This window comes from Rossellomorea sp. KS-H15a (assembly GCF_024195245.1).
Classification (GTDB): Bacteria; Bacillota; Bacilli; order Bacillales; family Bacillaceae_B; genus Rossellomorea; species Rossellomorea vietnamensis.
Map to the genome: position 1 here is coordinate 170,875 of NZ_CP096886.1, position 24,126 is coordinate 195,000.

Genomic DNA, 24,126 nt, shown 5'->3' on the forward strand with positions numbered 1-24,126 from the left:
GGAGGTAGTGCAGTGGGTGTAAAATCTATGGTTTCGATTGTCGCCTTGGGTTTTCTGCTGTTAGGCGGATGTCAGGGTCAGGATGTGGAGGAGTCGTTTCCAATGAAGGTGGAGGTCGGAGATTTGGCCGCGGTGAATCAGGATGGGGAGAAGACGTCATTGGCCGCTCTTAATAAAGAGAAGATCCTTGTTGCCGATTTTATTTTCACGAATTGTGATACGGTCTGTCTGCCGATGACGGCGAATATGTCGAAGCTTCAGAAGAAAGTAGCAGAGGCCAGGCTGGAGGATGAGGTTCAATTGGTTTCAATCAGCGTCGATCCCGAGCATGACACGCCGGAAGTGCTGAAGGAATACAGCAGCCGGTATGAATTTGATGACGGGAACTGGGTTTTCCTGACGGGATACTCCCGGGATGAGATTGAACACTTCGCTAATGTGTCGTTTAAAACTCCCGCTGCGGAGGTAGAAGGTTCAAATCAGTTTGTGCACGGGACCTCTTTTTATCTGGTGAGTGAAAACGGCGTATTGTTGAAGCAGTATGAAGGCGTGTCGAATCCTCCTTATGAGGAAATGATTGGAGATATTGAGCGATTGAAGTGACCTTTCCGGATGGTACGGGGAGGTTTTTTTATTGAAGCCACCCCTCACCACCCAATGAACCCCAAAACCTATGCCATCCCTCTCATTTATCTTTCATCCCCCTACCCTAAGCAGGAAAATCCAGCATCCTCACCAAATACTACTCTTCAGGAACATCACACAGGAGGGATCGCTCATGCACATGGGGGAAATCATTCGTTTTTACAGGGAGAAAGCAGGTCTGACCCAGTCGCAGCTCGGGGAGGGCATATGTACCACGACACATGTGAGTAAGATCGAACGGGGGAAAACGGCTTATTCGGATGAGATCATCTCCCTTTTTTCTGAACGGTTGGGGATTGATATTCATCATGAAATCGAGACCTTCCAGCACCTTGAAAAGCAGCTCGACCTCTGGCATAACAGTATCATTATGAGAAGGATGAATGTTGTGGAGCGTATCAAATCAGAACTGGAGAAGTCAGCATTTCTTGAATCCTCCAAGTATAGTGCCCATTATCATTTACTTAGGGCGAGGTACTATATCTTGCATCAAAAACCGGAGGCCGCTTCTGCCATCCTCGATTCCATCAAACCTGGGAATCTGCCCCCTTTTGAAACCAATCTCTTTCATCATGTCCAGGGGATCATCTATATCAATCGAAACTCCGATGAGAACCAGCAGAAAGCCATCCAAGTGTTACAAAAAATCGATATGAATGACTACCAGAATCTTGAATGCTATTATCATTTATCCGTTGCCTATCACTGCGTCGGGAATAAAGTCATGGCGTATTTTTATGGGGAGAAAGCACTCAGTTATTTTAAAGAGACGAATAATTATCTTGGTTCCATCAAAGCAGAGTCCCTCATGCTGCTGCAATTAAGTGGTGAAAACCATTTGACTGAAAGGTACCAGAATCTGATCGAGAATTGTGATTCCCTTGGATTCCTTGAGCAAAAAGGGATGCTGTTGAACAACTTAGGCTATGAATATTACAATCGAGGCGATTTCCTTCAGGCAAGCCGTTGCTTCAAAGAGGCACTTTCCCTTGCGGAAAAAGGCTCCGCCACCTACTTGAGAAGACTGTGCAATTATACGGATGCCTGCATAGAAGGTGAGCTGTGCACTGATAAAGAGTTGGAGAAACACATCCACCTTGGGCTCCAATTGAGCAAACGTTTGAAAAGCTCTTTATTTCTTAAGCTGTTCGAACTGTTTTTCCTCAAAAAAAACCAGTGCCGGGATGAATATGTCTCCTATTTGGAACATGAAGCATTGCCCTATTTTATCGAAACAAATAACCTGCTGCTGATCGAACGGTATGGAAAGGAGCTTTATGAATACTATGTGGAAAGAGAGCAGCTGAACAACGCCATCCTGTTGACCAGGCAGCTGGAAACAAGTCGTTGAAGAACTCTGGTCGATAAAATGAAAAAATAAGAAAATTCCGTCGAAATACATGATATACTGTTAGAAATAGGTATTTTGACGGAGGTACAAATGGCTGATACTCTAATGACTTTTATCAATATAGCTTTAAGTGTTTTATTATCGGCCGGCTGCAGCTATCTGGCGTTGAAGGAAGCTTTCAAGCAAAATGGTCAAAAGCAAATGGTGAGCAAAAAGGAATTATGGCTTCCTTCTTTTATATATACGATTTTTTACTGCCTGCTTCACGCTTCTGTCATGTGGTTGGTTTCCTATGATATCTTCATCCAGCGGTTCGTCTATTTCGCTCCGATTTTTATCGTGGTTTGTTTTTTCAGCATTTATCTGTCTCTACGGTTATTTCAGGACGTCAATACGGATAAGGTGCACTTCATCAAGGGAGGATTCATTTTTTCCCTGATCATGATGGCTGGGAATTTTGCCACGTATACAGGGTTGATTTATCCTCATATTGAACTCAAACCGATGTACATAGGGTTGACGATTCTGATGACACTTGGCGTGACGTTTCCTTTTTTCCGGATGCTCTTGCAGCTTAATAATCAGGAAAGCAGTTCCTATGGAGGGAACACGCACGCATTCTGGAGCTTTATCATGGGGCTTGGTTTCTCAGGAATCACCTATCTTACGGCTTATTCCCTTCTTTCACCGGAGAAGTATGGCCTGCAGCTTTCCCGGGTGGAAAACAATCAGATGCTTCCCTTCATCATTGAAATGGGCATCCTACTGGCACTCTGGTTCATCCCGGACCAATTGGCCAATGATTTGCATAAAAAACAGATGAAGGACATTTACGAGAAAGAACAGGAATACAGGTCCTTATATCAGAATAATCTTTCCGCCATTTTTACGTATAATCGAGAGGCCGTCATTATAGAGGCCAATAACAAAGCGGCGGAAATGACGGGCTACCCGATCAACATGATGATCGGACAAGGGTTCCGTTCATATGTAATGGAAAAGGATCTGGACCAGATCCAGACCGCTTTCCAAAAATCCCTGATTGGGAAGGCGTCAAAATTCGAAATGAAATTCCCCCACCGGAAAGGGCACATCATGTCCATTCAGGTGATCGTGGTGCCGATTCATCTCAACGGGGAAGTGACCGGTGCCCATGTCCTGGCGACGGATATTACGGAAGCGATCCGGGATAAGGAGCAAATCCAATATCTCGCCTATCATGATGAACTGACCGGATTACCGAACCGGCGCTATTTTAATGAAGAGTTCGAGAAAAAAGTGCAGGAGGGTCACGACCAGATGGCCATCCTGCTACTCGACTTGAACCGTTTTAAAATCGTCAATGACACATTGGGCCATGGATACGGGGATGAGCTCATCTCCCGTGTAGGGAAAAGATGTGTAAAGGCGTTGGGTACGAAAGGCTTCATTGCACGAATGAGTGGTGACGAGTTCATCGTTCTGCTCCCTTCCATCGGATGCCGGAACAATGTCCATAAAGTAGCGGCAGCTATTCATGAAAGCCTGGAAGCCCCATTCGATATCGGGGGCCATGACATCATCACGTCCACTTCTATCGGGATCTCCCTCTATCCTCAAGACGGTCATGATCTTTCCACCCTTTTGAAAAAAGCCGACATCGCCATGTATACAATGAAAAAAAGTGAAGGCGCCTATCAGCTTTTATTTTCCGATCAGCTTGAGGAGAAAGGAATCAACCCGATCGAGCTAGAGGAAAACCTGAGAAAAGCGCTGATCAACGAAGAGTTTGAGCTTTATTACCAGCCTCAGCTCTCACTAACGACGAACAGGATCGTCGGCGTAGAAGCGTTGGTGAGGTGGAGTCATCCGGTGAAGGGCTTGATTTCACCAGCGGACTTCATTCCTTTAGCAGAAGAAACGGGGCTGATCATTCCATTGGGGCACCGCATCCTGATTGAAGCCTGCAAGCAGCTGAAGATCTGGATCCAGGAAGGGCATGAGTTCAAGATTTCAGTCAATGTCTCTTCCCGGCAATTCCACGATGCTACATTTGTCGACATGGTGAGGGATGTTCTGAACACATACGACGTGCCCCCTTCCCTTATCGAGCTAGAGGTTACGGAAAGCACGACGATGCATCATGTCGAGGAAGCCCTGGCAAAACTGAATGCCTTGCGGGAAATCGGTGTATCCATCGCCATCGATGATTTCGGCATCGAATACAGCTCATTAAGCTATCTCCAGAAATTCTCGATTCAAACGTTGAAGATCGACCGGAGCTTCATCATGGGACTGGATGATCATGAGTCTAATAAAGCGATTGTTTCCGCGATTCATGCCATGGCCAAGCATTTAAATTTGACCATCGTGGCAGAAGGGGTGGAAACAGAATCACAGCTGGTGTGGTTGAAGGAATTGGAATGTGAGTATGCGCAAGGGTATTACTTCAGCAAGCCCGTACCGGGTGAGGAGCTGATGGATTATATCCATGCACGGGAATCCCCTTCACCTGTCGGGTGACAAACACCCTGGATGAGGATATCCAGGGTGTTTCTAAAAATCACAAAAAAATCCCCAGCGCGGAATTTGCACCAGGAATCTTTAAACTCTTAGACTATCAAATTAGACTCCACCGGGATCCCAATCGTAAACGTAGTCCACTGATCATCAGAATGACAGTAGATATCCCCGCCATGCTTTTCAATCAGCTTTTTACAAATATAAAGGCCGATCCCCGTTCCAAGGTCCTTCGTCGTGTAAAATGGTTCAAAGATCGCTTCGATCGTCTCTTCTTTGATTTGGGGCCCATTATTTGAAATCATGAGATTCGTCCTGCCACCTTTCACATCACAGCACACATTGATTTGCCTGTGTCCCTCCACTTCCTGAAGGGCGTCGATGGAATTCATAATGAGGTTGAGGAATACCTGCCTTAACTCATCACGATTTCCAAGTACCTTGATGTCAGACTCACACTTGAACTCGATTGATACATCCCCATCCAGAAGACTCGGATACAGGAACTCGATGGTCTCTTCCAAATGATCGGTCAGGATAATTTCTTCCCTCGTACTATCGATCAAATCTTTTCTCGATACGTGGAGGAATTGAGAGATGCGGTAATTTAGTTGTTCGAGCTCATGCTGCATGATATCCAGGTAGGGAAGATCAGGGTAGCCGTTCTGCAGAAGCTTGGTGAAACCGATGATGGACGTCAGGGGGTTCCGGAACTCGTGAACGAAACTTGAACTCATCTGACCGAGGATCGTCAATCGTTCCTTGTGGGTCTGGTCGATATACAGTTCCTTTTCCTGAAGCTGCTGCTCTTTGATTTCCGTATATTTTCTGACGGCAAGATAGGAAAAACGGTCAAAAAGCGAATTGATATCTTCAATTAATGGCTGTAATTCCCGTAGTTCGATCCCAGAATTACTCACCCATTTGATGATGATGCTTTTTCCAATGTTCACGTTATATACAAATTCGCTGATATTCACGTTGGCATTGACCCGTTCAAGAGCCGTCTTATAGGCAAGTGTGGTGATTTCTTCTTCTGTCAGGGGCATGAGGATGGCACGCTTCACTAATTGAAACATCTTCACACCATTGTTCAATACTTCTTCTTTATATATATCATTATCTGAAATGACGATACTTTTGCGCCAATTATGTAGAAATTCGTCTGAATGATCTTCCAGGTATTGTATCAGCATGGTTGAAGCACTAGTCATTGAGTGGCATTCCCTTCATTCCGGTTATTGTCGAAATATTCGTTGATAATATCATAACAGAAAAATAGGGGAATTTAATGAGTATATATAAATATGTCATGAAAAGAGGCACATGGCTTTTGATTCCTCGTTGAAAATGAAAAAGAGCATGAGGAGGTCCCACGCTCTTTTACTACTAGTTTAGAAGGTCCATCCCTCTGACCAATCGGAGCTTTTGACCCGGTTGGAACCATTCCAGTAAAGGAAGATCTTTGTCACACACTCTCCCTATAACATTGACTGCAGGGTTCCTCTCCAGGTCACGTCGAACAATCTGCATTTCACCCTTGTACCGCCCATACAGATCATTATCCTGTGTGATCGCACCCCACGGCCGCCCCTCGGTATGTTGTGGAAGAATCTTACTTTCCGTCCTTGTGTCCAACAACCGAAACACATCTCGGCCCGGATCCGGCCTGAGTTGGTACTCCCCTTCGATTTCCCAGCTTCCATTGTAAAAAAGCTCGATCACACCTTCCTGATCAAAGCGTACAAGTTTCCCCAGCAGTTCCTCCGAAAAGCCCGGATCTCCAACAAATAAACCCGTCACACCCCGCCGCTTCAATTGAACGGCACTGACATATGGAATTTGACTTCGGTGGTCCTCCAATGTAGGCAGTCCCAGATGTAACGGCCCTCGCTTCTTTTCATCCCCTGGTATAAACGCATAAACGGGAATACCGAACGTATCATACAGGTTTTGCTGCTCCAGAAAATACTTCTCATCCAATCCCGTTTCCGGTTTCGGATAAAAGTTATGCCAGGCAATCATGTTTTCTGTTGCTAGCCCACTTTCAATCCAACCCTGAAGTTCTTTTTTTCCAACGGTACTCGCATTAATAGCGATCCGGAATTGAAGGGATAAATCAAGCATCTCATCCGTCGTGAATCCATCATCGAGCCTCAAGGCCGTGACGCCCAATTCCTTCAGTTCTTCAAAATGATGAAGTCCAAGCATAGCAGGCGTTTTCTTCGATACATCAGCAAATACCTGGAACCCTTCCCTATTAAAAAGAGAGAGGAGATCCCTCACCCGCTTGCGGCTGATACCTGATTCTTCGGGAATATGAAGAGAGGTAAAAGCGAGTTTGACACCAGACGAAGAGGCACGAATGATCCTCTTCTCGGCATCTTCATCAGACAGATAGACGGAAATTCCGATCATTCAAACTCACTCGCCATTTCATCCTTGAACCCGAACATGTACGTCAGAGCGAATCCTGCCGCATAAGCAATCAATAGTCCAAGAGTATAGTAGAGAATCTCCCCTGCATTGACTAAGAAAATCAGCGGCAATCCGGATACCCCGATGGCAAACGTTGCAACATCGAAATACGCTTGAAATGCCCCACCGAATCCTGCTCCTAAACAAGCCGTCAGGAACGGTCTTCCCAATGGAAGGGTGACACCGAAAATCAATGGCTCACCGATTCCAAGCATACCCGCAGGAAGCGCCCCGCCGATTGCCCTCTTCAGCTTCTTCTTCTTCGTTTTCATGAAGATGGCAAATGCCGCTCCAACTTGACCGGCTCCACCCATAGCAAGGATCGGCAGCAATGGGTCGTCCCCGATCGTATTGATCAGTTCCAAATGCACAGGCGTCAACCCTTGATGCAAGCCTGTCACGACAAGTGGCAGGAAGGTTGCGCCAAGGACGAATCCGGCAACAAGGCCGCCCATGTCAATAAGAGAGAGAAGACCATTAGTAATAATGTCTGAAATGAATCCGCCAACCGGCATAAATACCGTGTACGTCAATAAGCCTGTAACCAATAACGCAATCGTAGGCGTCACAATGATATCGATTGCCTGCGGGATGACCTTTCGAACGTTCTTTTCTACAAAAGCCATGAAGATGGCGGCAATCAAGACACCAATCAATCCGCCACGGCCAGGCAATAGATTTTCCCCAAACAGCGTCACATCACCAATCGCAGGGTTGATGATCAGGATTCCGGCCAAACCACCGAGTGCCGCCGAACCACCGAATTCCTTCGCCGCATTCATCCCGACAAGGATACCGAGGTACCCGAATAATCCACTTCCGATAATGGAAAGCATCATGACAAGCTGGGATTCCCCGTTCAGCCAGCTTGCCTGTACGAAGAACTTTGTGAACCCGGTGATCAATCCTGATGCAATCAGTGCTGGGATCAGGGGAATGAAGATATTCGCCACGCGTCTTAGAAGCAACTTGAATGGTGTCGCGTTCTTTTTCTTCAGATCAGCCTTTTGCTCTGCTGCGCGCGCCTTCAAGTCAAGATCCCCTTTTGTGGCGGCAACGAGCTTCCCGAATTCCTCCGTCACCTTATTGACCTTTCCAGGCCCCAGGATGACCTGATAGGTTTCATCCTCTACAAACCCAAGGACACCCTCGGTTTTTTTGATTTCTGCTTTCTGGATGAGTTCTTCGTTATACACTTTCACTCTTAATCTCGTCATGCAATGTTCATAGCTTGCGATATTATCAGCACCGCCAAACCGCTCCAATAGGACTCCAGCCAGTTCTTTATTCGTCACTTTCACCTTCCCCTTTCGTTCTTTCACTCTATTGATGGCCCTTACCATTCTATTTCTATGAACGGATATGGACAGGTACCCCTATACGATAAGACTATTTTTCTATGGCCAGACGGACATATCCGTTGGCATCTTCCAGGCGGCTCTTCGCTTCTTCGTACCCGCAGCCGATGGTAATCATCACAATTGAAGGTTTCACTTCATTATTCGCCTTCTTCAATGTCGCTGCGGCCGTTTCTTTATCAGCCCCCGTGATGCTCTCGATAATGCCGATCGCCCGCTGCTCAAGCTTGTAGTTACTGATATTCACATCCACCATCAGATTCCCGTAGGCTTTGCCAAGCTTGATCATGCTTGCTGTGGAGATCATATTCAGGACCATTTTCTGAGCCGTACCCGCCTTTAACCGTGTGGACCCCGTCAGTGCTTCGGGACCTGCATCCACTTCGATGGCAAGCTCAGCTTCTGCAGAAATTTTTGAGCCTGTATTACAGGAAAGAGCCACTGCCGTCGCGCCTAACTCCCTTGCATATTTCAAGCCCCCGATGACATAAGGGGTACGTCCGCTTGCTGCGATCCCGACAACCGTGTCCATAGGAGCCAATCCGATTTCTTTCAGATCCGATACGCCCAACCCTTCATCATCCTCGGCTCCTTCCACCGCTTTCACGAATGCCTTTTCACCCCCTGCAATCAAACCGACGACGACGTCACTATCCACGCTGAACGTCGGTGGGCATTCCACTGCATCCAGGACACCGAGCCTGCCGCTGGTGCCGGCCCCCATATAGATCAATCTTCCACCTTGAGAGATCGATGTCACGACCTTATCGACGACTTCCTCTATTTGTGGGATGACGAGCCGGACTGCTTCCGCCACCTTCTGATCTTCCTCATTCATCATGTGAAGAATCTCGCCGGTACTCGCTGTATCGATCCCGAGCGTATTCTGATTCACCTTCTCTGTTGATAATTCAAAAACATTATCTTCTTTCACAAGTCATTCCTCCCAGAAATCTGTATGCGTTTTCATTAACTTCATTATACTCGTTTTTAAAATAATATTTCAATTACATTTTGTATTATATGAAATTAAATTTTAGAATAGACCATTGTTTTTGGTGGGAATAGTGGGGAAGTTTTCTATTTTAATAATTATCTTCGTAACTGTTGGGGATGAATAGGAAAGTGGTGGTTGATTTCCGCTGCAGGTGCTCGCTTTCCGCGGGGCTGGCGGTGAGCCTCCTCGGCTGCGCCTGCGGGGTCTCACCTGTCCAGCGTTTCCCGCAGGAGTCGAGCACCTTCCGCTCCAATCAACTCATGAGCATAAAAAAACAGTAAAAAACACCTACGAGTTTCAGAGTTCATCCACTCAAAACTTGTTAACAGATCATTATTAGATTCAATTAGTTAACATCCTCTTTTTTATTAAACCAACGACAAATAGGAGTTGGAACACATTTCCCTACTCCTGTTATTTGATATTCACTTAGAGGTCCGTCCCTCAAAGTTGGGGGCCGAGTTCGTCCAGGTTGTGGTGGGGTGAGTGGAATCCAGGCAGATGGAGTCCGGTTTCGCTTCGGTTCATGGATGAGATGGTCGGGATGGTGGAGAAATGGGTCATGGTGATGGCTGCCCTCTCCCTTTGTTTGGTGATGACGCTTTCTGAGCAATTGATTTCAAGCTGTTCTCCGTTCGTGAAATGCACATAGGTTTTTCCTTCTCTGGTGGAGGTCGATTCTATATGCTGGCAGAACAGCCATATGCAATCATAATCGGTCGGGGCCTTGGTGGGTATGGCATAGATGTATTGTTGCGGGCAGATCATGAGAGGTGTTTTTCTAAGGTAGTCGAAGGCATGCCGGACGGCTTTGATCCTTCCGTCGTAGGTGGACCTGTATGCCATACAGGATTCATCCAGAATGTCCATGGAGGATTTTTCGCTGAATGCCTTTCTACCACTGAAGTCATGGACAACCGACTGATGAACCTCATCATACGCCGGACAAATTGCCACAGTCCTTCGAGTAATCATCGCTTTTAAACCTTTCAAATCAAACACCATCCTTTTTCCTTTTATCATAAGCCTCTATTATCAGAATCTTCTTAGATATGAGACTTTATTACTATTATATACCAATCCCAGAATATTTCCATTTATATTTGTTGTTTTTAAGAAAAATCTCACAATTTGAAGAATTGAGTATGATTTCGTCGAAAACACTCCTTGGTCCATTCCAATTCACAACCTTATTATGGTATATTTTTCATAGTATATTTGTAAGTTCCTTTATGGTGAAAGGGGAAAATGGCTTGTTAAATGTTATTAATCTTCTAAGAAAATCCCAGAATGATTCAGTTGATGACGAACATCTGATGAATATGTATGAGTTGTTGTTCCACCACTATCCTGATCCCGTTTACATTCTGGACGTTGACGGTCATATCATCGCGTCAAATTCAGCATCCAAGATTTTGTGCGGGAAAAAGGTTCGAAATATTCAGCAGTTCATTGCGAACTGTGTACCTCAACCTTATATCCCTACTACACTCGATCACTACACGAAAGCTGTAAACGGCGAATATCAGCAGTATCATAGTGTACATATTCTCAAGGACGGACAGCTCATGGATACGAGTGTCCAACTTCAGCCCCTATTCAACCAGAACGAAATCTTTGGGGTTGTGCTTCTGATTAGTGATGTCACCGAAATGGAAGCCCAGAAAGCCATTCTTTCGAAACTCGAAATGAACGTCCATAACGTAGAAGAGCTGGTGGACATCGGTACGTGGGACTTTGATATTGTCGAAAATCAAGCATTGTGGTCTGATCACATGTACACCCTGTTTGATTTGGATGTAAATGAGGTCCCTACCTATGAGAAAGTGTATGAGCGAATCCATCCCGACGACCGGGAAAACTTCGATTCACATTATAAGAAAGCCATTGAAGAGAAGTCCACCTTCAGTATTTCCTATCGCATCATGAAGAAAGACGGTTCAGAACGCGTATTGAATCAGTATGCCGATGTCCTCCTTGATGAGAACAGGCGCCCGGTCCGTATGATTGGGACATCCCATGATATTACGGAACAAGTTCAGATCCAAACGAAAATGGAAGAGCAAGAAGAGCATGTAAAGAAAATCTACAATAACCTGGACGCAGGGATCTGGTCCATGGATGTACGAGAGAACAAAGTACTGTTTACTTCGACAGGGATTGAGAGCATTTCCGGCTACACCTCCAGGGAGTTTGTAGAAGGATCGATTGTATGGGCTGACCTCATTTATTCCGACGATCTTCCCTATTATCATTCAAGGCAGGAAACCCTCTCAACGGCCAAGCCACCGAAAGGGCGCTACCGTATCACGCATAAGAACGGTAGTATACGCTGGATAGAAGATAATACGATACCCGTCTTTGATCATGAGGGAGCACTCATCCGACTGGACGGGATCATCACAGACGTCACAGAACAAATTAAATCAGAAGAAGCCATGGCCCACCTCGCCTATCATGACTACTTAACCGGTCTTCCCAATCGACGGATGTTTGAAAACGAGCTTGGTGACCTCCTTGAGAGCGCGCGCATATTACAGAAACCGTTTGCCGTTTTGTACATAGATATGGATGGCTTTAAACGGATCAATGACACCCTGGGTCATCTAAAGGGAGATCTTCTATTAAAAGAGATTTCCAACCGACTGCGTGAAAACACCCCTGACATTGATCTTGTTGCTCGAATGGGAGGCGATGAATTCACCATCCTCCTTCGTCATATCAGGGATACAGAAGAAGCCGTGTCGTTTGCCCAGAGGCTAATCACATCACTGGAAGAACCCTTCTTCATCTCAGATTATGAGTTATTTGTTACAGCAAGCATTGGAATGACCGTCTATCCAATCGACGGGGAAGACTCAGAGACTCTCATAAGCAGGGCAGATACCGCTCTCTACCGAGCGAAGGAAATGGGGAAAAATAATTTTCAAATCTATACTTCTTCAATGAACATCGAATCTTATAAACTATTTCAGCTAGAAAAGGATCTTCGAAAAGCGATTAAAAACAATGAACTGCTTCTGCACTACCAGCCAAAGGTGGATACCAAAACAGGTAGACTCCTAGGGGCAGAAGCCTTGATCAGATGGCAGCACCCAGAATGGGGGATCGTTTCCCCTCATGAATTCATTCCCATCGCTGAAGAAAACGGGCTCATCATCCCGATCACTGATTGGGTGATCCAGACAGTATGTGAACAAGTAAAAGAATGGGAACGTTCAAATGTCCGCGCTGTCCCGGTATCCATCAATATGTCACCCAAACGCTTTCTGCGGAATGACTGGATGCAAACCATGCTCAATATTATAAAAGAAACGGGAGTGAATCCCTCTCTACTCGATCTTGAAATTACAGAAAGCGTCCTGATCCAAAATGAAGATTCTTTCATTTCATCAGTGGAAACGTTAAAAGAGATCGGCATACAATTTTCCCTGGATGACTTTGGAACCGGATTCTCTTCCCTTTTATACTTAAAGAAATTTAACGTGGATACCGTTAAAATAGACCGTAGTTTCATCCGTGACTATTTGAATGAAAGTGATGCCGAAATTACGAAATCGATCATCCGCCTGGCACATGGATTGCATTTAAACGTAGTGGCTGAAGGCGTGGAAACCGAAGACCAGCGAAACTTCCTAGAGAAGCAGGGCTGCGACATCATACAAGGGTATTTGTTCAGTAAACCGGTCCCACCCGAAGACTTTCTCGCCTATTTACGAAAGCCGGTTTTATCAACCGAGCAAACTCAGCCTCTCATCCCCGTCGAGGAAAGACGGGAAGTATTCAGAATTGACTTCACATATCCTTTAAGCGCGGACATGACGATTGCTAGCGTAAATGGGAAGCAGGCATTTGTGGGTACAACAGAAGTGTTGGTAGAGAATATCGGGCCCGGCGGATTGCGCTTCTTGACTCACTTGCGACTGCCCGTATCACCGGGAATCAACTTTGATTTTCACACCCATATACTTGGTGAATCAGTCAGCCTTCCAGGGAAAATTGTGTGGAAGAAGGAACAGGGGGCAGACTTCTTCTTATACGGAGTACAATTCATCCTCATCCCTTCAGAGCAGCCGAAATTGACGAAGTTGTTGAATAAATTGTCCATGGAGGTGGTGAAGACGCCTACTCCTGAGGGATGTTCATTTATTACTATGGATGGGATTGAATACCTTACCATTAAAATGACAAAATAGAACTTCGATGTATGGCAGATAAACATTGGCTTTATCTGCCATTACCATCATCTATCGTCTTTTTTGACAAATAAAAAAACCTTTCTGAAAGGTTTGGAATGATTTCATAATTAAGATATGTATTCGGCAACTGGCAGGCGTAGTCCGTGAACGTTAGCCCCTATAGTTTTGCGTCACCATCTTTCAATGGTTTTGCCTTTATCGTACATATGTCCGTCTCTGTTCAATTGAATAGTCTTCTACGGGGATTTTGGAACACTTTTACATAAACAGTTTTCTCTTCACTCCTGAAAAATTTAATGCCGATAATCTTGAGCGGCGTCCAAATCTCCTTCATATAATAGACCGGCAATCCAGGTCCTCCTTCCTGTATATCTTCTTTATATTGTCAATTATAGTATATAAAAGTCTGAATAATCTATTTATTATTACATATATTTATCGACAGCATTTTCAGACAAAAGTCCCGTATATTATTTTTTGAATAAAGTTAGGGAATGAACCACACTTTATGTCACATATTTATAGGCATGCGTTCTTCTGAATATAGTTCATTAAAAAACTTTCTGTATCTTACATATTTTCAAATATAAATTACATTGCAAAAACCCCTTATTCACTTAAATAAGGGGCAGAAAGAAGATATTATTCTAATTTCACAAAATATGTCATCCTTCAGTCATTAGAAAAAGTCTTTCGAATTGCATCTTCGTATTCGGACTGCTGCACCCTGGATCTGGCATATTTTTTGGTAACGTTAATATCCTTATGGCCAGCGAGCTTAGAGACCACTTCCAGACCCACACCCTTATCAATTAATTGCTGACAAAAGGTATGGCGTAACTTCTGAGCATTCACACCGTATTTCTTTAACATATACTGCACAGATCTCTCGGTTAATCTCTCGTTGGATTTTGACACAAACAACGCCTTCTCCGTAGGATTGATCGGTAAATACTTCATGAGATGATCTTTCAGTTCATGGGATAGGGGGATGACCCTTTCTTCCCCGTGAGGTGATATCACCTTCAGATTGCCTTCATGAAAGTCAACATCAGACTGATCCAGTCCACAAAGCTCAGAGACTCTTATCCCGGTGTGGAGGAGCATATATACAATGGCTATGTTTCTTTCATTCTCATGCTCTCGTACTTCAGTTAACAACATCTCACATTCTTTCTTCGTAAGAACATCTATTTCATCATTCTTATCAGCCTTTTGAATTTGGATGCCCAACGTGACATGGGGTTTCTTTAAATATTTTGAAAAAGTTCTGATTGCTCCCATAATTTTATCTGTAGTAATTGGGCTCTTTCCCTTTTCTTCTAAAAATAGAATGTAGTCCTGCACATCTTTCTGAGTCACATCTCCAAGCTTTTGTTGATTTCCCTGAAGCCAATGTTCAAATTTCTTAAGTTCTTGATGATAAGTCGAAATGGTATTTAATGATTTTCCTTCCTGTTCAAGCCACTTTAAAAAGGAATCAATTGAAGTACTAGAAGAACCTTGCAAGAGTACCACCCTTTCAGATCAAACCTCTATTTACTTAATATCGTAGAACGAATGGAAGAAGAAGTCAACTTCTCCGAATATAAGATGGTTGAATTGAGTGACTAGTACTTAATAAAACCTTTCGTGTTTATTAAATGGAGTACTTAATAAGCTATTCTTACTTCGCAGTTACCCTCCAACCGGGATGGTGGACTTGGCTGGTGATATGAGGTGCGGATCATGTCTTCGTCCGGTAGCTCGTGATTTAGCGTTTAGGGGATGGGATTTACATGGTCTACAAAGCGGGTTTTTAATAAATTATGATGCAAGGTGGTTCTAGGTTTAATAAAAACCTTATATTGGTGGGAATTATGAACGCAAATGTGGACGTGGAAGGATAAGGTGGCGATTCTTTAAAACACCTTATCTCTATGGAATCATGCGTCCTTAGTTGAAATTCATACTGGTTTTACGATTATCGTGCGGGGAAATAGTTTTTCCTGCGGCGTTGTGATTTATCATGCGAGATGCTAAATAATAGTGCCAGCGTGTCGAATTTTCTTTGAATCGTCCTTACCAGTAGACTCATCCCTCATCTAATTCCTTTCTTCGTCAACAGGCAGACCTTCCGTTCCTAAAACAACGTCTCTTTAAATATGTTCTTCCAACAAAAATCAAAACCAAAAAAGAGTAACTCCTAAGAGCTACTCTTTTCACATTTGCCTGGCGACGTCCTACTCTCACAGGGGGAGATCCCCCAACTACCATCGGCGCTGAAGAGCTTAACTTCCGTGTTCGGCATGGGAACGGGTGTGACCTCTTCGCCATTATCACCAGACGAATATTCAATTGAAGGATTGTTCCTTCAAAACTAGATAAAGGATTGATGTCAAGAAAGCCGAATATCGACCAATTGTTGTTCATTAAAATAATGACTCTTTGTGGTTAAGTCCTCGATCGATTAGTATCAGTCAACTCCACATGTCGCCATGCTTCCATCTCTGACCTATCTACCTAGTCATCTTCTAGGGATCTTACTCACTTACGTGATGGGAAATCTCATCTCGAGGGGGGCTTCATGCTTAGATGCTTTCAGCACTTATCCCTTCCGCACATAGCTACCCAGCGATGCCTTTGGCAAGACAACTGGTACACCAGCGGTGCGTCCATCCCGGTCCTCTCGTACTAAGGACAGCTCCTCTCAAATTTCCTGCGCCCACGACGGATAGGGACCGAACTGTCTCACGACGTTCTGAACCCAGCTCGCGTACCGCTTTAATGGGCGAACAGCCCAACCCTTGGGACCGACTACAGCCCCAGGATGCGATGAGCCGACATCGAGGTGCCAAACCTCCCCGTCGATGTGGACTCTTGGGGGAGATAAGCCTGTTATCCCCGGGGTAGCTTTTATCCGTTGAGCGATGGCCCTTCCATGCGGAACCACCGGATCACTAAGCCCGACTTTCGTCCCTGCTCGACTTGTAGGTCTCGCAGTCAAGCTCCCTTGTGCCTTTACACTCTGCGAATGATTTCCAACCATTCTGAGGGAACCTTTGGGCGCCTCCGTTACTCTTTAGGAGGCGACCGCCCCAGTCAAACTGCCCACCTGACACTGTCTCCCACCCCGATAAGGGGCGCGGGTTAGAATTTCAATACAGCCAGGGTAGTATCCCACCGATGCCTCCACCGAAGCTGGCGCTCCGGTTTCCAAGGCTCCTACCTATCCTGTACAAGCTGTACCAAAATTCAATATCAGGCTACAGTAAAGCTCCACGGGGTCTTTCCGTCCTGTCGCGGGTAACCTGCATCTTCACAGGTACTATAATTTCACCGAGTCTCTCGTTGAGACAGTGCCCAGATCGTTACGCCTTTCGTGCGGGTCGGAACTTACCCGACAAGGAATTTCGCTACCTTAGGACCGTTATAGTTACGGCCGCCGTTTACTGGGGCTTCGATTCGCACCTTCGCTTGCGCTAAGCACTCCTCTTAACCTTCCAGCACCGGGCAGGCGTCAGCCCCTATACTTCGCCTTACGGCTTCGCAGAGACCTGTGTTTTTGCTAAACAGTCGCCTGGGCCTATTCACTGCGGCTCTCTCGGGCTTGCACCCTACCAGAGCACCCCTTCTCCCGAAGTTACGGGGTCATTTTGCCGAGTTCCTTAACGAGAGTTCTCTCGCTCACCTTAGGATTCTCTCCTCGCCTACCTGTGTCGGTTTGCGGTACGGGCACCTTTTTCCTCGCTAGAGGCTTTTCTTGGCAGTGTGGAATCAGGAACTTCGCTACTATAATTCGCTCGCTATCACAGCTCAGCCTTCACGATGATGGGATTTGCCTCATCATCAGCCTAACTGCTTAGACGCACATATCCAGCAGTGCGCTTACCCTATCCTCCTGCGTCCCCCCATTGCTCAAACGGAAAAGAGGTGGTACAGGAATATCAACCTGTTGTCCATCGTCTACGCCTATCGGCCTCGACTTAGGTCCCGACTAACCCTGAGCGGACGAGCCTTCCTCAGGAAACCTTAGGCATTCGGTGGATGGGATTCTCACCCATCTTTCGCTACTCATACCGGCATTCTCACTTCTAAGCACTCCACCAGTCCTTACGGTCTAGCTTCGCAGTCCTTAGAACGCTCTCCTACCACTGACACCTAGAGGTGTCAATCCACAGCTTCGGTGATACGTTTAGCCCCGGTACATTTTCGGCGCAGAGTCACTCGACCAGTGAGCTATTACGCACTCTTTAAATGGTGGCTGCTTCTAAGCCAACATCCTGGTTGTCTAAGCAACTCCACATCCTTTTCCACTTAACGTATACTTTGGGACCTTAGCTGGTGGTCTGGGCTGTTTCCCTTTCGACTACGGATCTTATCACTCGCAGTCTGACTCCCATGGATAAGTCTTTGGCATTCGGAGTTTGTCTGAATTCGGTAACCCGATGAGGGCCCCTAGTCCAAACAGTGCTCTACCTCCAAGACTCTTACACATGAGGCTAGCCCTAAAGCTATTTCGGAGAGAACCAGCTATCTCCAAGTTCGATTGGAATTTCTCCGCTACCCACCCCTCATCCCCGCACTTTTCAACGTGCGTGGGTTCGGACCTCCATTCAGTGTTACCTGAACTTCATCCTGGACATGGGTAGATCACCTGGTTTCGGGTCTACGACCACATACTCAATTCGCCCTATTCAGACTCGCTTTCGCTGCGGCTCCGTCTTATCAACTTAACCTTGCATGGGATCGTAACTCGCCGGTTCATTCTACAAAAGGCACGCCATCACCCGTTAACGGGCTCTGACTACTTGTAGGCACACGGTTTCAGGTTCTATTTCACTCCCCTTCCGGGGTGCTTTTCACCTTTCCCTCACGGTACTGGTTCACTATCGGTCACTAGGGAGTATTTAGCCTTGGGAGATGGTCCTCCCAGCTTCCGACGGGATTTCACGTGTCCCGCCGTACTCAGGATCCACTCAAGAGGGAATGAAGTTTCAACTACAGGGTTGTTACCTTCTTTGACGAGCCTTTCCAGACTTCTTCGTCTACTTCATTCCTTTGTAACTCCGTATAGAGTGTCCTACAACCCCAAGAGGCAAGCCTCTTGGTTTGGGCTATATCCCGTTTCGCTCGCCGCTACTCAGGGAATCGCAATTGCTTTCTCTTCCTCCAGGTACTTAGATGTTTCAGTTCCCTGGGTCTGCCTTCCATACTCTATGTATTCAAGTAAGGATATTGTTCCATTACGAACAATGGGTTCCCCCATTCGGAAATCTCTGGATCAAAGCTCACTTACAGCTCCCCAAAGCATATCGGTGTTAGTCCCGTCCTTCGTCGGCTCCTAGTGCCAAGGCATCCACCGTGCGCCCTTCATAACTTAACCGAATTGGTTGTTACATCAGGTTTAAAACCTAAAATGGCGATACTCGGTAATTTCTTGACTATCAATTTATCTTTATCTAGTTTTCAAAGAACAATCATTTGTCTCGAAAGAGACAGTATGGTTGGATATTTTGCTTTCGCAAAAATCCCTGACAGTAATTAAACCATCAAAACTGAACAAAACTTCGACGTGTCAAACGTTTTAGTAAATCTTCCTTAGAAAGGAGGTGATCCAGCCGCACCTTCCGATACGGCTACCTTGTTACGACTTCACCCCAATCATCTGTCCCACCTTAGGCGGCTGGCTCCAAAAGGTTACCTCACCGACTTCGGGTGTTACAAACTCTCGTGGTGTGACGGGCGGTGTGTACAAGGCCCGGGAACGTATTCACCGCGGCATGCTGATCCGCGATTACTAGCGATTCCAGCTTCATGTAGGCGAGTTGCAGCCTACAATCCGAACTGAGAACGGTTTTATGGGATTGGCTAAACCTCGCGGTCTCGCTGCCCTTTGTACCGTCCATTGTAGCACGTGTGTAGCCCAGGTCATAAGGGGCATGATGATTTGACGTCATCCCCACCTTCCTCCGGTTTGTCACCGGCAGTCATCTTAGAGTGCCCAACTGAATGCTGGCAACTAAGATCAAGGGTTGCGCTCGTTGCGGGACTTAACCCAACATCTCACGACACGAGCTGACGACAACCATGCACCACCTGTCACTCTGTCCCCCGAAGGGGAAAGCCCTATCTCTAGGGTTGTCAGAGGATGTCAAGACCTGGTAAGGTTCTTCGCGTTGCTTCGAATTAAACCACATGCTCCACCGCTTGTGCGGGCCCCCGTCAATTCCTTTGAGTTTCAGTCTTGCGACCGTACTCCCCAGGCGGAGTGCTTAATGCGTTAGCTGCAGCACTAAGGGGCGGAAACCCCCTAACACTTAGCACTCATCGTTTACGGCGTGGACTACCAGGGTATCTAATCCTGTTTGCTCCCCACGCTTTCGCGCCTCAGTGTCAGTTACAGACCAGAAAGTCGCCTTCGCCACTGGTGTTCCTCCAAATATCTACGCATTTCACCGCTACACTTGGAATTCCACTTTCCTCTTCTGCACTCAAGTTCCCCAGTTTCCAATGACCCTCCACGGTTGAGCCGTGGGCTTTCACATCAGACTTAAGGAACCACCTGCGCGCGCTTTACGCCCAATAATTCCGGACAACGCTTGCCACCTACGTATTACCGCGGCTGCTGGCACGTAGTTAGCCGTGGCTTTCTGGTTAGGTACCGTCAAGGTGCCGCCCTATTCGAACGGCACTTGTTCTTCCCTAACAACAGAGCTTTACGATCCGAAAACCTTCATCACTCACGCGGCGTTGCTCCGTCAGACTTTCGTCCATTGCGGAAGATTCCCTACTGCTGCCTCCCGTAGGAGTCTGGGCCGTGTCTCAGTCCCAGTGTGGCCGATCACCCTCTCAGGTCGGCTACGCATCGTTGCCTTGGTGAGCCGTTACCTCACCAACTAGCTAATGCGCCGCGGGTCCATCTGTAAGTGGTAGCTAAAAGCCACCTTTCAACATTTCCTCATGCGAGGAAATGAGTTATCCGGTATTAGCCCCGGTTTCCCGGAGTTATCCCAGTCTTACAGGCAGGTTACCCACGTGTTACTCACCCGTCCGCCGCTGATATCAGGGAGCAAGCTCCCATCAATCCGCTCGACTTGCATGTATTAGGCACGCCGCCAGCGTTCGTCCTGAGCCAGGATCAAACTCTCCGATAAAAGTTTGAATAGCTCTTTAAAAATAAATCTAGAATTAACGTTGACGTATTGTCTTGTTTTGTTCAGTTTTCAAGGTTCAATGTGTAAGTGCTTCTCTTGAAGCGACCCTTACTATGTTACATGAATGTTAACTTGTTGTCAACAACTTTTTAAAAGAAGTTTTGATCAAGTTTTTCATGTTGTGTTGCTCGTTTGTGGCAACAAATAATACTTTACCAGTTAACTTCGTAGAAGTCAACTTCTTTTTAAATGTTTTTTGAAACCTTTATTATTGTCTTGTTATCAAACAATAATTCTTGCCTCTGAAAAATAGAGATATAAAATATCTATACCCTGTTTAAAGGCGGAAAAACCATATTATCACAAACCTTAATATTATTACAATACCTATTTCATAATATATTGATTTTGATAGCATAAAGTATCTCGTTTGTTCGGGCTGGAATAAGTATAAAAGATAGATAAGGAGATTTGTAAACTACTAGTTCAGGAGTCAGTCAAACGTCATCACCTCTGATTAAGGGCAAATACTACAATTAAGCAGTTGGGTTTCAATTTTAGCTCCACTGTATAATTTTAAATTAATTTTAATATGCATATGAGTAAAATCCGATGATTCTTCCTCAATTAGAGGAAGATCAATAATAATCGGCAACAAAACTATATGCTGCGACTACTATTTTAGGGCAGCAAGGCTTCCATTAGCAGTAATTGCGTCATTATTTAATTTTTTGCGTCATATTAATCGTAATCACGTCATTTTTTCACTTATTGCGTTTTTATCCAAATTATACCTTTCGCTAACCCTTGGCACTGCTACTTTTAAACAACCAAAAAAAGAAGAATAATCCCAATTGCCTTGAAACGCCCTACTCTCCCAGGGGAGCCCTCAACTACCATCCGCACTGAAAGCTACGGCTAGTGATGAGCGGCGAATCTCTTCGTCCGCTTCACTCGTTCAGATCCTCGTGTGGGATCCACACTCCGGTCTTCTCTCCCTCGCGTCCTCGACCTTCTTGCTCCTCCCCACCCTCGCACTGCGATCGAGGAGAGAACAGATAAAACACTTATGTTCTTCGAACAAACTCAATCAAAACCAAAAAAAGAGTAACTCCTAAGAGCTACTCTTTTCACATTTGCCTGGCGACGTCCTACTCTCACAGGGGGAGATCCCCCAACTACCATCGGCGCTGAAGAGCTTAACTTCCGTGTTCGGCATGGGAACGGGTGTGACCTCTTCGCCATTATCACCAGACGAATATTCAATTGAAGGATTGTTCCTTCAAAACTAGATAAAGGATTGATGTCAAGAAAGCCGAATATCGACCAATTGTTGTTCATTAAAATAATGACTCTTTGTGGTTAAGTCCTCGATCGATTAGTATCAGTCAACTCCACATGTCGCCATGCTTCCATCTCTGACCTATCTACCTAGTCATCTTCTAGGGATCTTACTCACTTACGTGATGGGAAATCTCATCTCGAGGGGGGCTTCATGCTTAGATGCTTTCAGCACTTATCCCTTCCGCACATAGCTACCCAGCGATGCCTTTGGCAAGACAACTGGTACACCAGCGGTGCGTCCATCCCGGTCCTCTCGTACTAAGGACAGCTCCTCTCAAATTTCCTGCGCCCACGACGGATAGGGACCGAACTGTCTCACGACGTTCTGAACCCAGCTCGCGTACCGCTTTAATGGGCGAACAGCCCAACCCTTGGGACCGACTACAGCCCCAGGATGCGATGAGCCGACATCGAGGTGCCAAACCTCCCCGTCGATGTGGACTCTTGGGGGAGATAAGCCTGTTATCCCCGGGGTAGCTTTTATCCGTTGAGCGATGGCCCTTCCATGCGGAACCACCGGATCACTAAGCCCGACTTTCGTCCCTGCTCGACTTGTAGGTCTCGCAGTCAAGCTCCCTTGTGCCTTTACACTCTGCGAATGATTTCCAACCATTCTGAGGGAACCTTTGGGCGCCTCCGTTACTCTTTAGGAGGCGACCGCCCCAGTCAAACTGCCCACCTGACACTGTCTCCCACCCCGATAAGGGGCGCGGGTTAGAATTTCAATACAGCCAGGGTAGTATCCCACCGATGCCTCCACCGAAGCTGGCGCTCCGGTTTCCAAGGCTCCTACCTATCCTGTACAAGCTGTACCAAAATTCAATATCAGGCTACAGTAAAGCTCCACGGGGTCTTTCCGTCCTGTCGCGGGTAACCTGCATCTTCACAGGTACTATAATTTCACCGAGTCTCTCGTTGAGACAGTGCCCAGATCGTTACGCCTTTCGTGCGGGTCGGAACTTACCCGACAAGGAATTTCGCTACCTTAGGACCGTTATAGTTACGGCCGCCGTTTACTGGGGCTTCGATTCGCACCTTCGCTTGCGCTAAGCACTCCTCTTAACCTTCCAGCACCGGGCAGGCGTCAGCCCCTATACTTCGCCTTACGGCTTCGCAGAGACCTGTGTTTTTGCTAAACAGTCGCCTGGGCCTATTCACTGCGGCTCTCTCGGGCTTGCACCCTACCAGAGCACCCCTTCTCCCGAAGTTACGGGGTCATTTTGCCGAGTTCCTTAACGAGAGTTCTCTCGCTCACCTTAGGATTCTCTCCTCGCCTACCTGTGTCGGTTTGCGGTACGGGCACCTTTTTCCTCGCTAGAGGCTTTTCTTGGCAGTGTGGAATCAGGAACTTCGCTACTATAATTCGCTCGCTATCACAGCTCAGCCTTCACGATGATGGGATTTGCCTCATCATCAGCCTAACTGCTTAGACGCACATATCCAGCAGTGCGCTTACCCTATCCTCCTGCGTCCCCCCATTGCTCAAACGGAAAAGAGGTGGTACAGGAATATCAACCTGTTGTCCATCGTCTACGCCTATCGGCCTCGACTTAGGTCCCGACTAACCCTGAGCGGACGAGCCTTCCTCAGGAAACCTTAGGCATTCGGTGGATGGGATTCTCACCCATCTTTCGCTACTCATACCGGCATTCTCACTTCTAAGCACTCCACCAGTCCTTACGGTCTAGCTTCGCAGTCCTTAGAACGCTCTCCTACCACTGACACCTAGAGGTGTCAATCCACAGCTTCGGTGATACGTTTAGCCCCGGTACATTTTCGGCGCAGAGTCACTCGACCAGTGAGCTATTACGCACTCTTTAAATGGTGGCTGCTTCTAAGCCAACATCCTGGTTGTCTAAGCAACTCCACATCCTTTTCCACTTAACGTATACTTTGGGACCTTAGCTGGTGGTCTGGGCTGTTTCCCTTTCGACTACGGATCTTATCACTCGCAGTCTGACTCCCATGGATAAGTCTTTGGCATTCGGAGTTTGTCTGAATTCGGTAACCCGATGAGGGCCCCTAGTCCAAACAGTGCTCTACCTCCAAGACTCTTACACATGAGGCTAGCCCTAAAGCTATTTCGGAGAGAACCAGCTATCTCCAAGTTCGATTGGAA

Annotated in this window: 10 protein-coding genes, 5 rRNA genes and 1 riboswitch (1 of these 16 only partly in view); of the genes, 4 read left to right on the forward strand and 11 right to left on the reverse strand. The window is 46.3% G+C overall.

Annotation, left to right across the window (positions count from 1 at the left end; genetic code table 11):
* The first annotated feature begins 12 nt into the window (after positions 1-12).
* From M1J35_RS00730 to M1J35_RS00740, 3 genes are all read left to right on the forward strand, one after another.
* Positions 13-603 carry an SCO family protein gene (locus M1J35_RS00730; RefSeq protein WP_254652476.1) on the forward strand — a complete coding sequence of 197 codons (591 nt, stop codon included), beginning with the start codon at positions 13-15 and terminating at the stop codon, positions 601-603.
* A 175-nt stretch (positions 604-778) separates the two neighbouring features.
* A complete protein-coding gene (locus M1J35_RS00735; RefSeq protein WP_254652477.1) occupies positions 779-1,996 on the forward strand; it encodes a helix-turn-helix domain-containing protein in 1,218 nt (405 codons plus the stop codon).
* A 90-nt stretch (positions 1,997-2,086) separates the two neighbouring features.
* Positions 2,087-4,498: a sensor domain-containing protein gene (locus M1J35_RS00740; RefSeq protein ID WP_254652478.1), complete on the forward strand. Its 2,412-nt coding sequence runs from the start codon at positions 2,087-2,089 to the stop codon at positions 4,496-4,498.
* Positions 4,499-4,587: 89 nt separating this feature from the next.
* Here the strand turns inward: M1J35_RS00740 and M1J35_RS00745 are convergent, their stop codons facing one another.
* The 5 genes from M1J35_RS00745 to M1J35_RS00765 all read right to left on the reverse strand — a co-directional run bounded on the left by M1J35_RS00745 (position 4,588) and on the right by M1J35_RS00765 (position 10,321).
* Positions 4,588-5,709, reverse strand: a complete 1,122-nt coding sequence (locus M1J35_RS00745; protein ID WP_254652479.1) for a sensor histidine kinase — start codon at positions 5,707-5,709, stop codon at positions 4,588-4,590.
* A gap of 175 nt (positions 5,710-5,884) precedes the next feature.
* On the reverse strand, positions 5,885-6,913 hold the full coding sequence (locus M1J35_RS00750; RefSeq protein WP_254652480.1) for a MupG family TIM beta-alpha barrel fold protein: 1,029 nt from the start codon (positions 6,911-6,913) through the stop codon (positions 5,885-5,887).
* Positions 6,910-8,316 carry a PTS transporter subunit EIIC gene (locus M1J35_RS00755; protein WP_254652481.1) on the reverse strand — a complete coding sequence of 469 codons (1,407 nt, stop codon included), beginning with the start codon at positions 8,314-8,316 and terminating at the stop codon, positions 6,910-6,912. Before M1J35_RS00755 ends, M1J35_RS00750 begins: the two co-directional genes overlap by 4 nt.
* A 46-nt stretch (positions 8,317-8,362) precedes the next feature.
* Positions 8,363-9,265, reverse strand: a complete 903-nt coding sequence (murQ, locus tag M1J35_RS00760; protein WP_254652482.1) for an N-acetylmuramic acid 6-phosphate etherase — start codon at positions 9,263-9,265, stop codon at positions 8,363-8,365.
* A 507-nt stretch (positions 9,266-9,772) separates the two neighbouring features.
* The gene (locus M1J35_RS00765; protein ID WP_254652483.1) at positions 9,773-10,321 is read right to left on the reverse strand and encodes a competence protein ComK; all 549 of its coding nucleotides are present in this window, start codon (positions 10,319-10,321) and stop codon (positions 9,773-9,775) included.
* 260 nt (positions 10,322-10,581) lie between these two features.
* Between M1J35_RS00765 and M1J35_RS00770 the strand changes: the two genes are divergently transcribed.
* Positions 10,582-13,524, forward strand: coding sequence for an EAL domain-containing protein (locus M1J35_RS00770; RefSeq protein ID WP_254652484.1), 2,943 nt, complete (start codon positions 10,582-10,584; stop codon positions 13,522-13,524).
* A 122-nt stretch (positions 13,525-13,646) separates the two neighbouring features.
* Positions 13,647-13,731: riboswitch (cyclic di-GMP riboswitch) on the reverse strand.
* Positions 13,732-14,199: 468 nt separating this feature from the next.
* Here M1J35_RS00770 and M1J35_RS00775 read toward each other — a convergent pair.
* The 6 genes from M1J35_RS00775 to M1J35_RS00800 all read right to left on the reverse strand — a co-directional run.
* A complete protein-coding gene (locus tag M1J35_RS00775) occupies positions 14,200-15,036 on the reverse strand; it encodes a tyrosine-type recombinase/integrase (protein ID WP_254652485.1) in 837 nt (278 codons plus the stop codon).
* A gap of 700 nt (positions 15,037-15,736) precedes the next feature.
* A 5S ribosomal RNA gene (rrf, locus tag M1J35_RS00780) occupies positions 15,737-15,853 on the reverse strand.
* Between the two features lie 103 nt (positions 15,854-15,956).
* A 23S ribosomal RNA gene (locus M1J35_RS00785) occupies positions 15,957-18,892 on the reverse strand.
* Positions 18,893-19,111: 219 nt separating this feature from the next.
* Positions 19,112-20,663, reverse strand: a 16S ribosomal RNA gene (locus tag M1J35_RS00790).
* Between the two features lie 1,138 nt (positions 20,664-21,801).
* Positions 21,802-21,918 (reverse strand): 5S ribosomal RNA (gene rrf, locus M1J35_RS00795).
* Between the two features lie 103 nt (positions 21,919-22,021).
* A 23S ribosomal RNA gene (locus M1J35_RS00800) occupies positions 22,022-24,126 on the reverse strand; it runs 833 nt beyond the window's last position.
* Together the 16S, 23S and 5S rRNA genes form the textbook arrangement of a ribosomal RNA operon.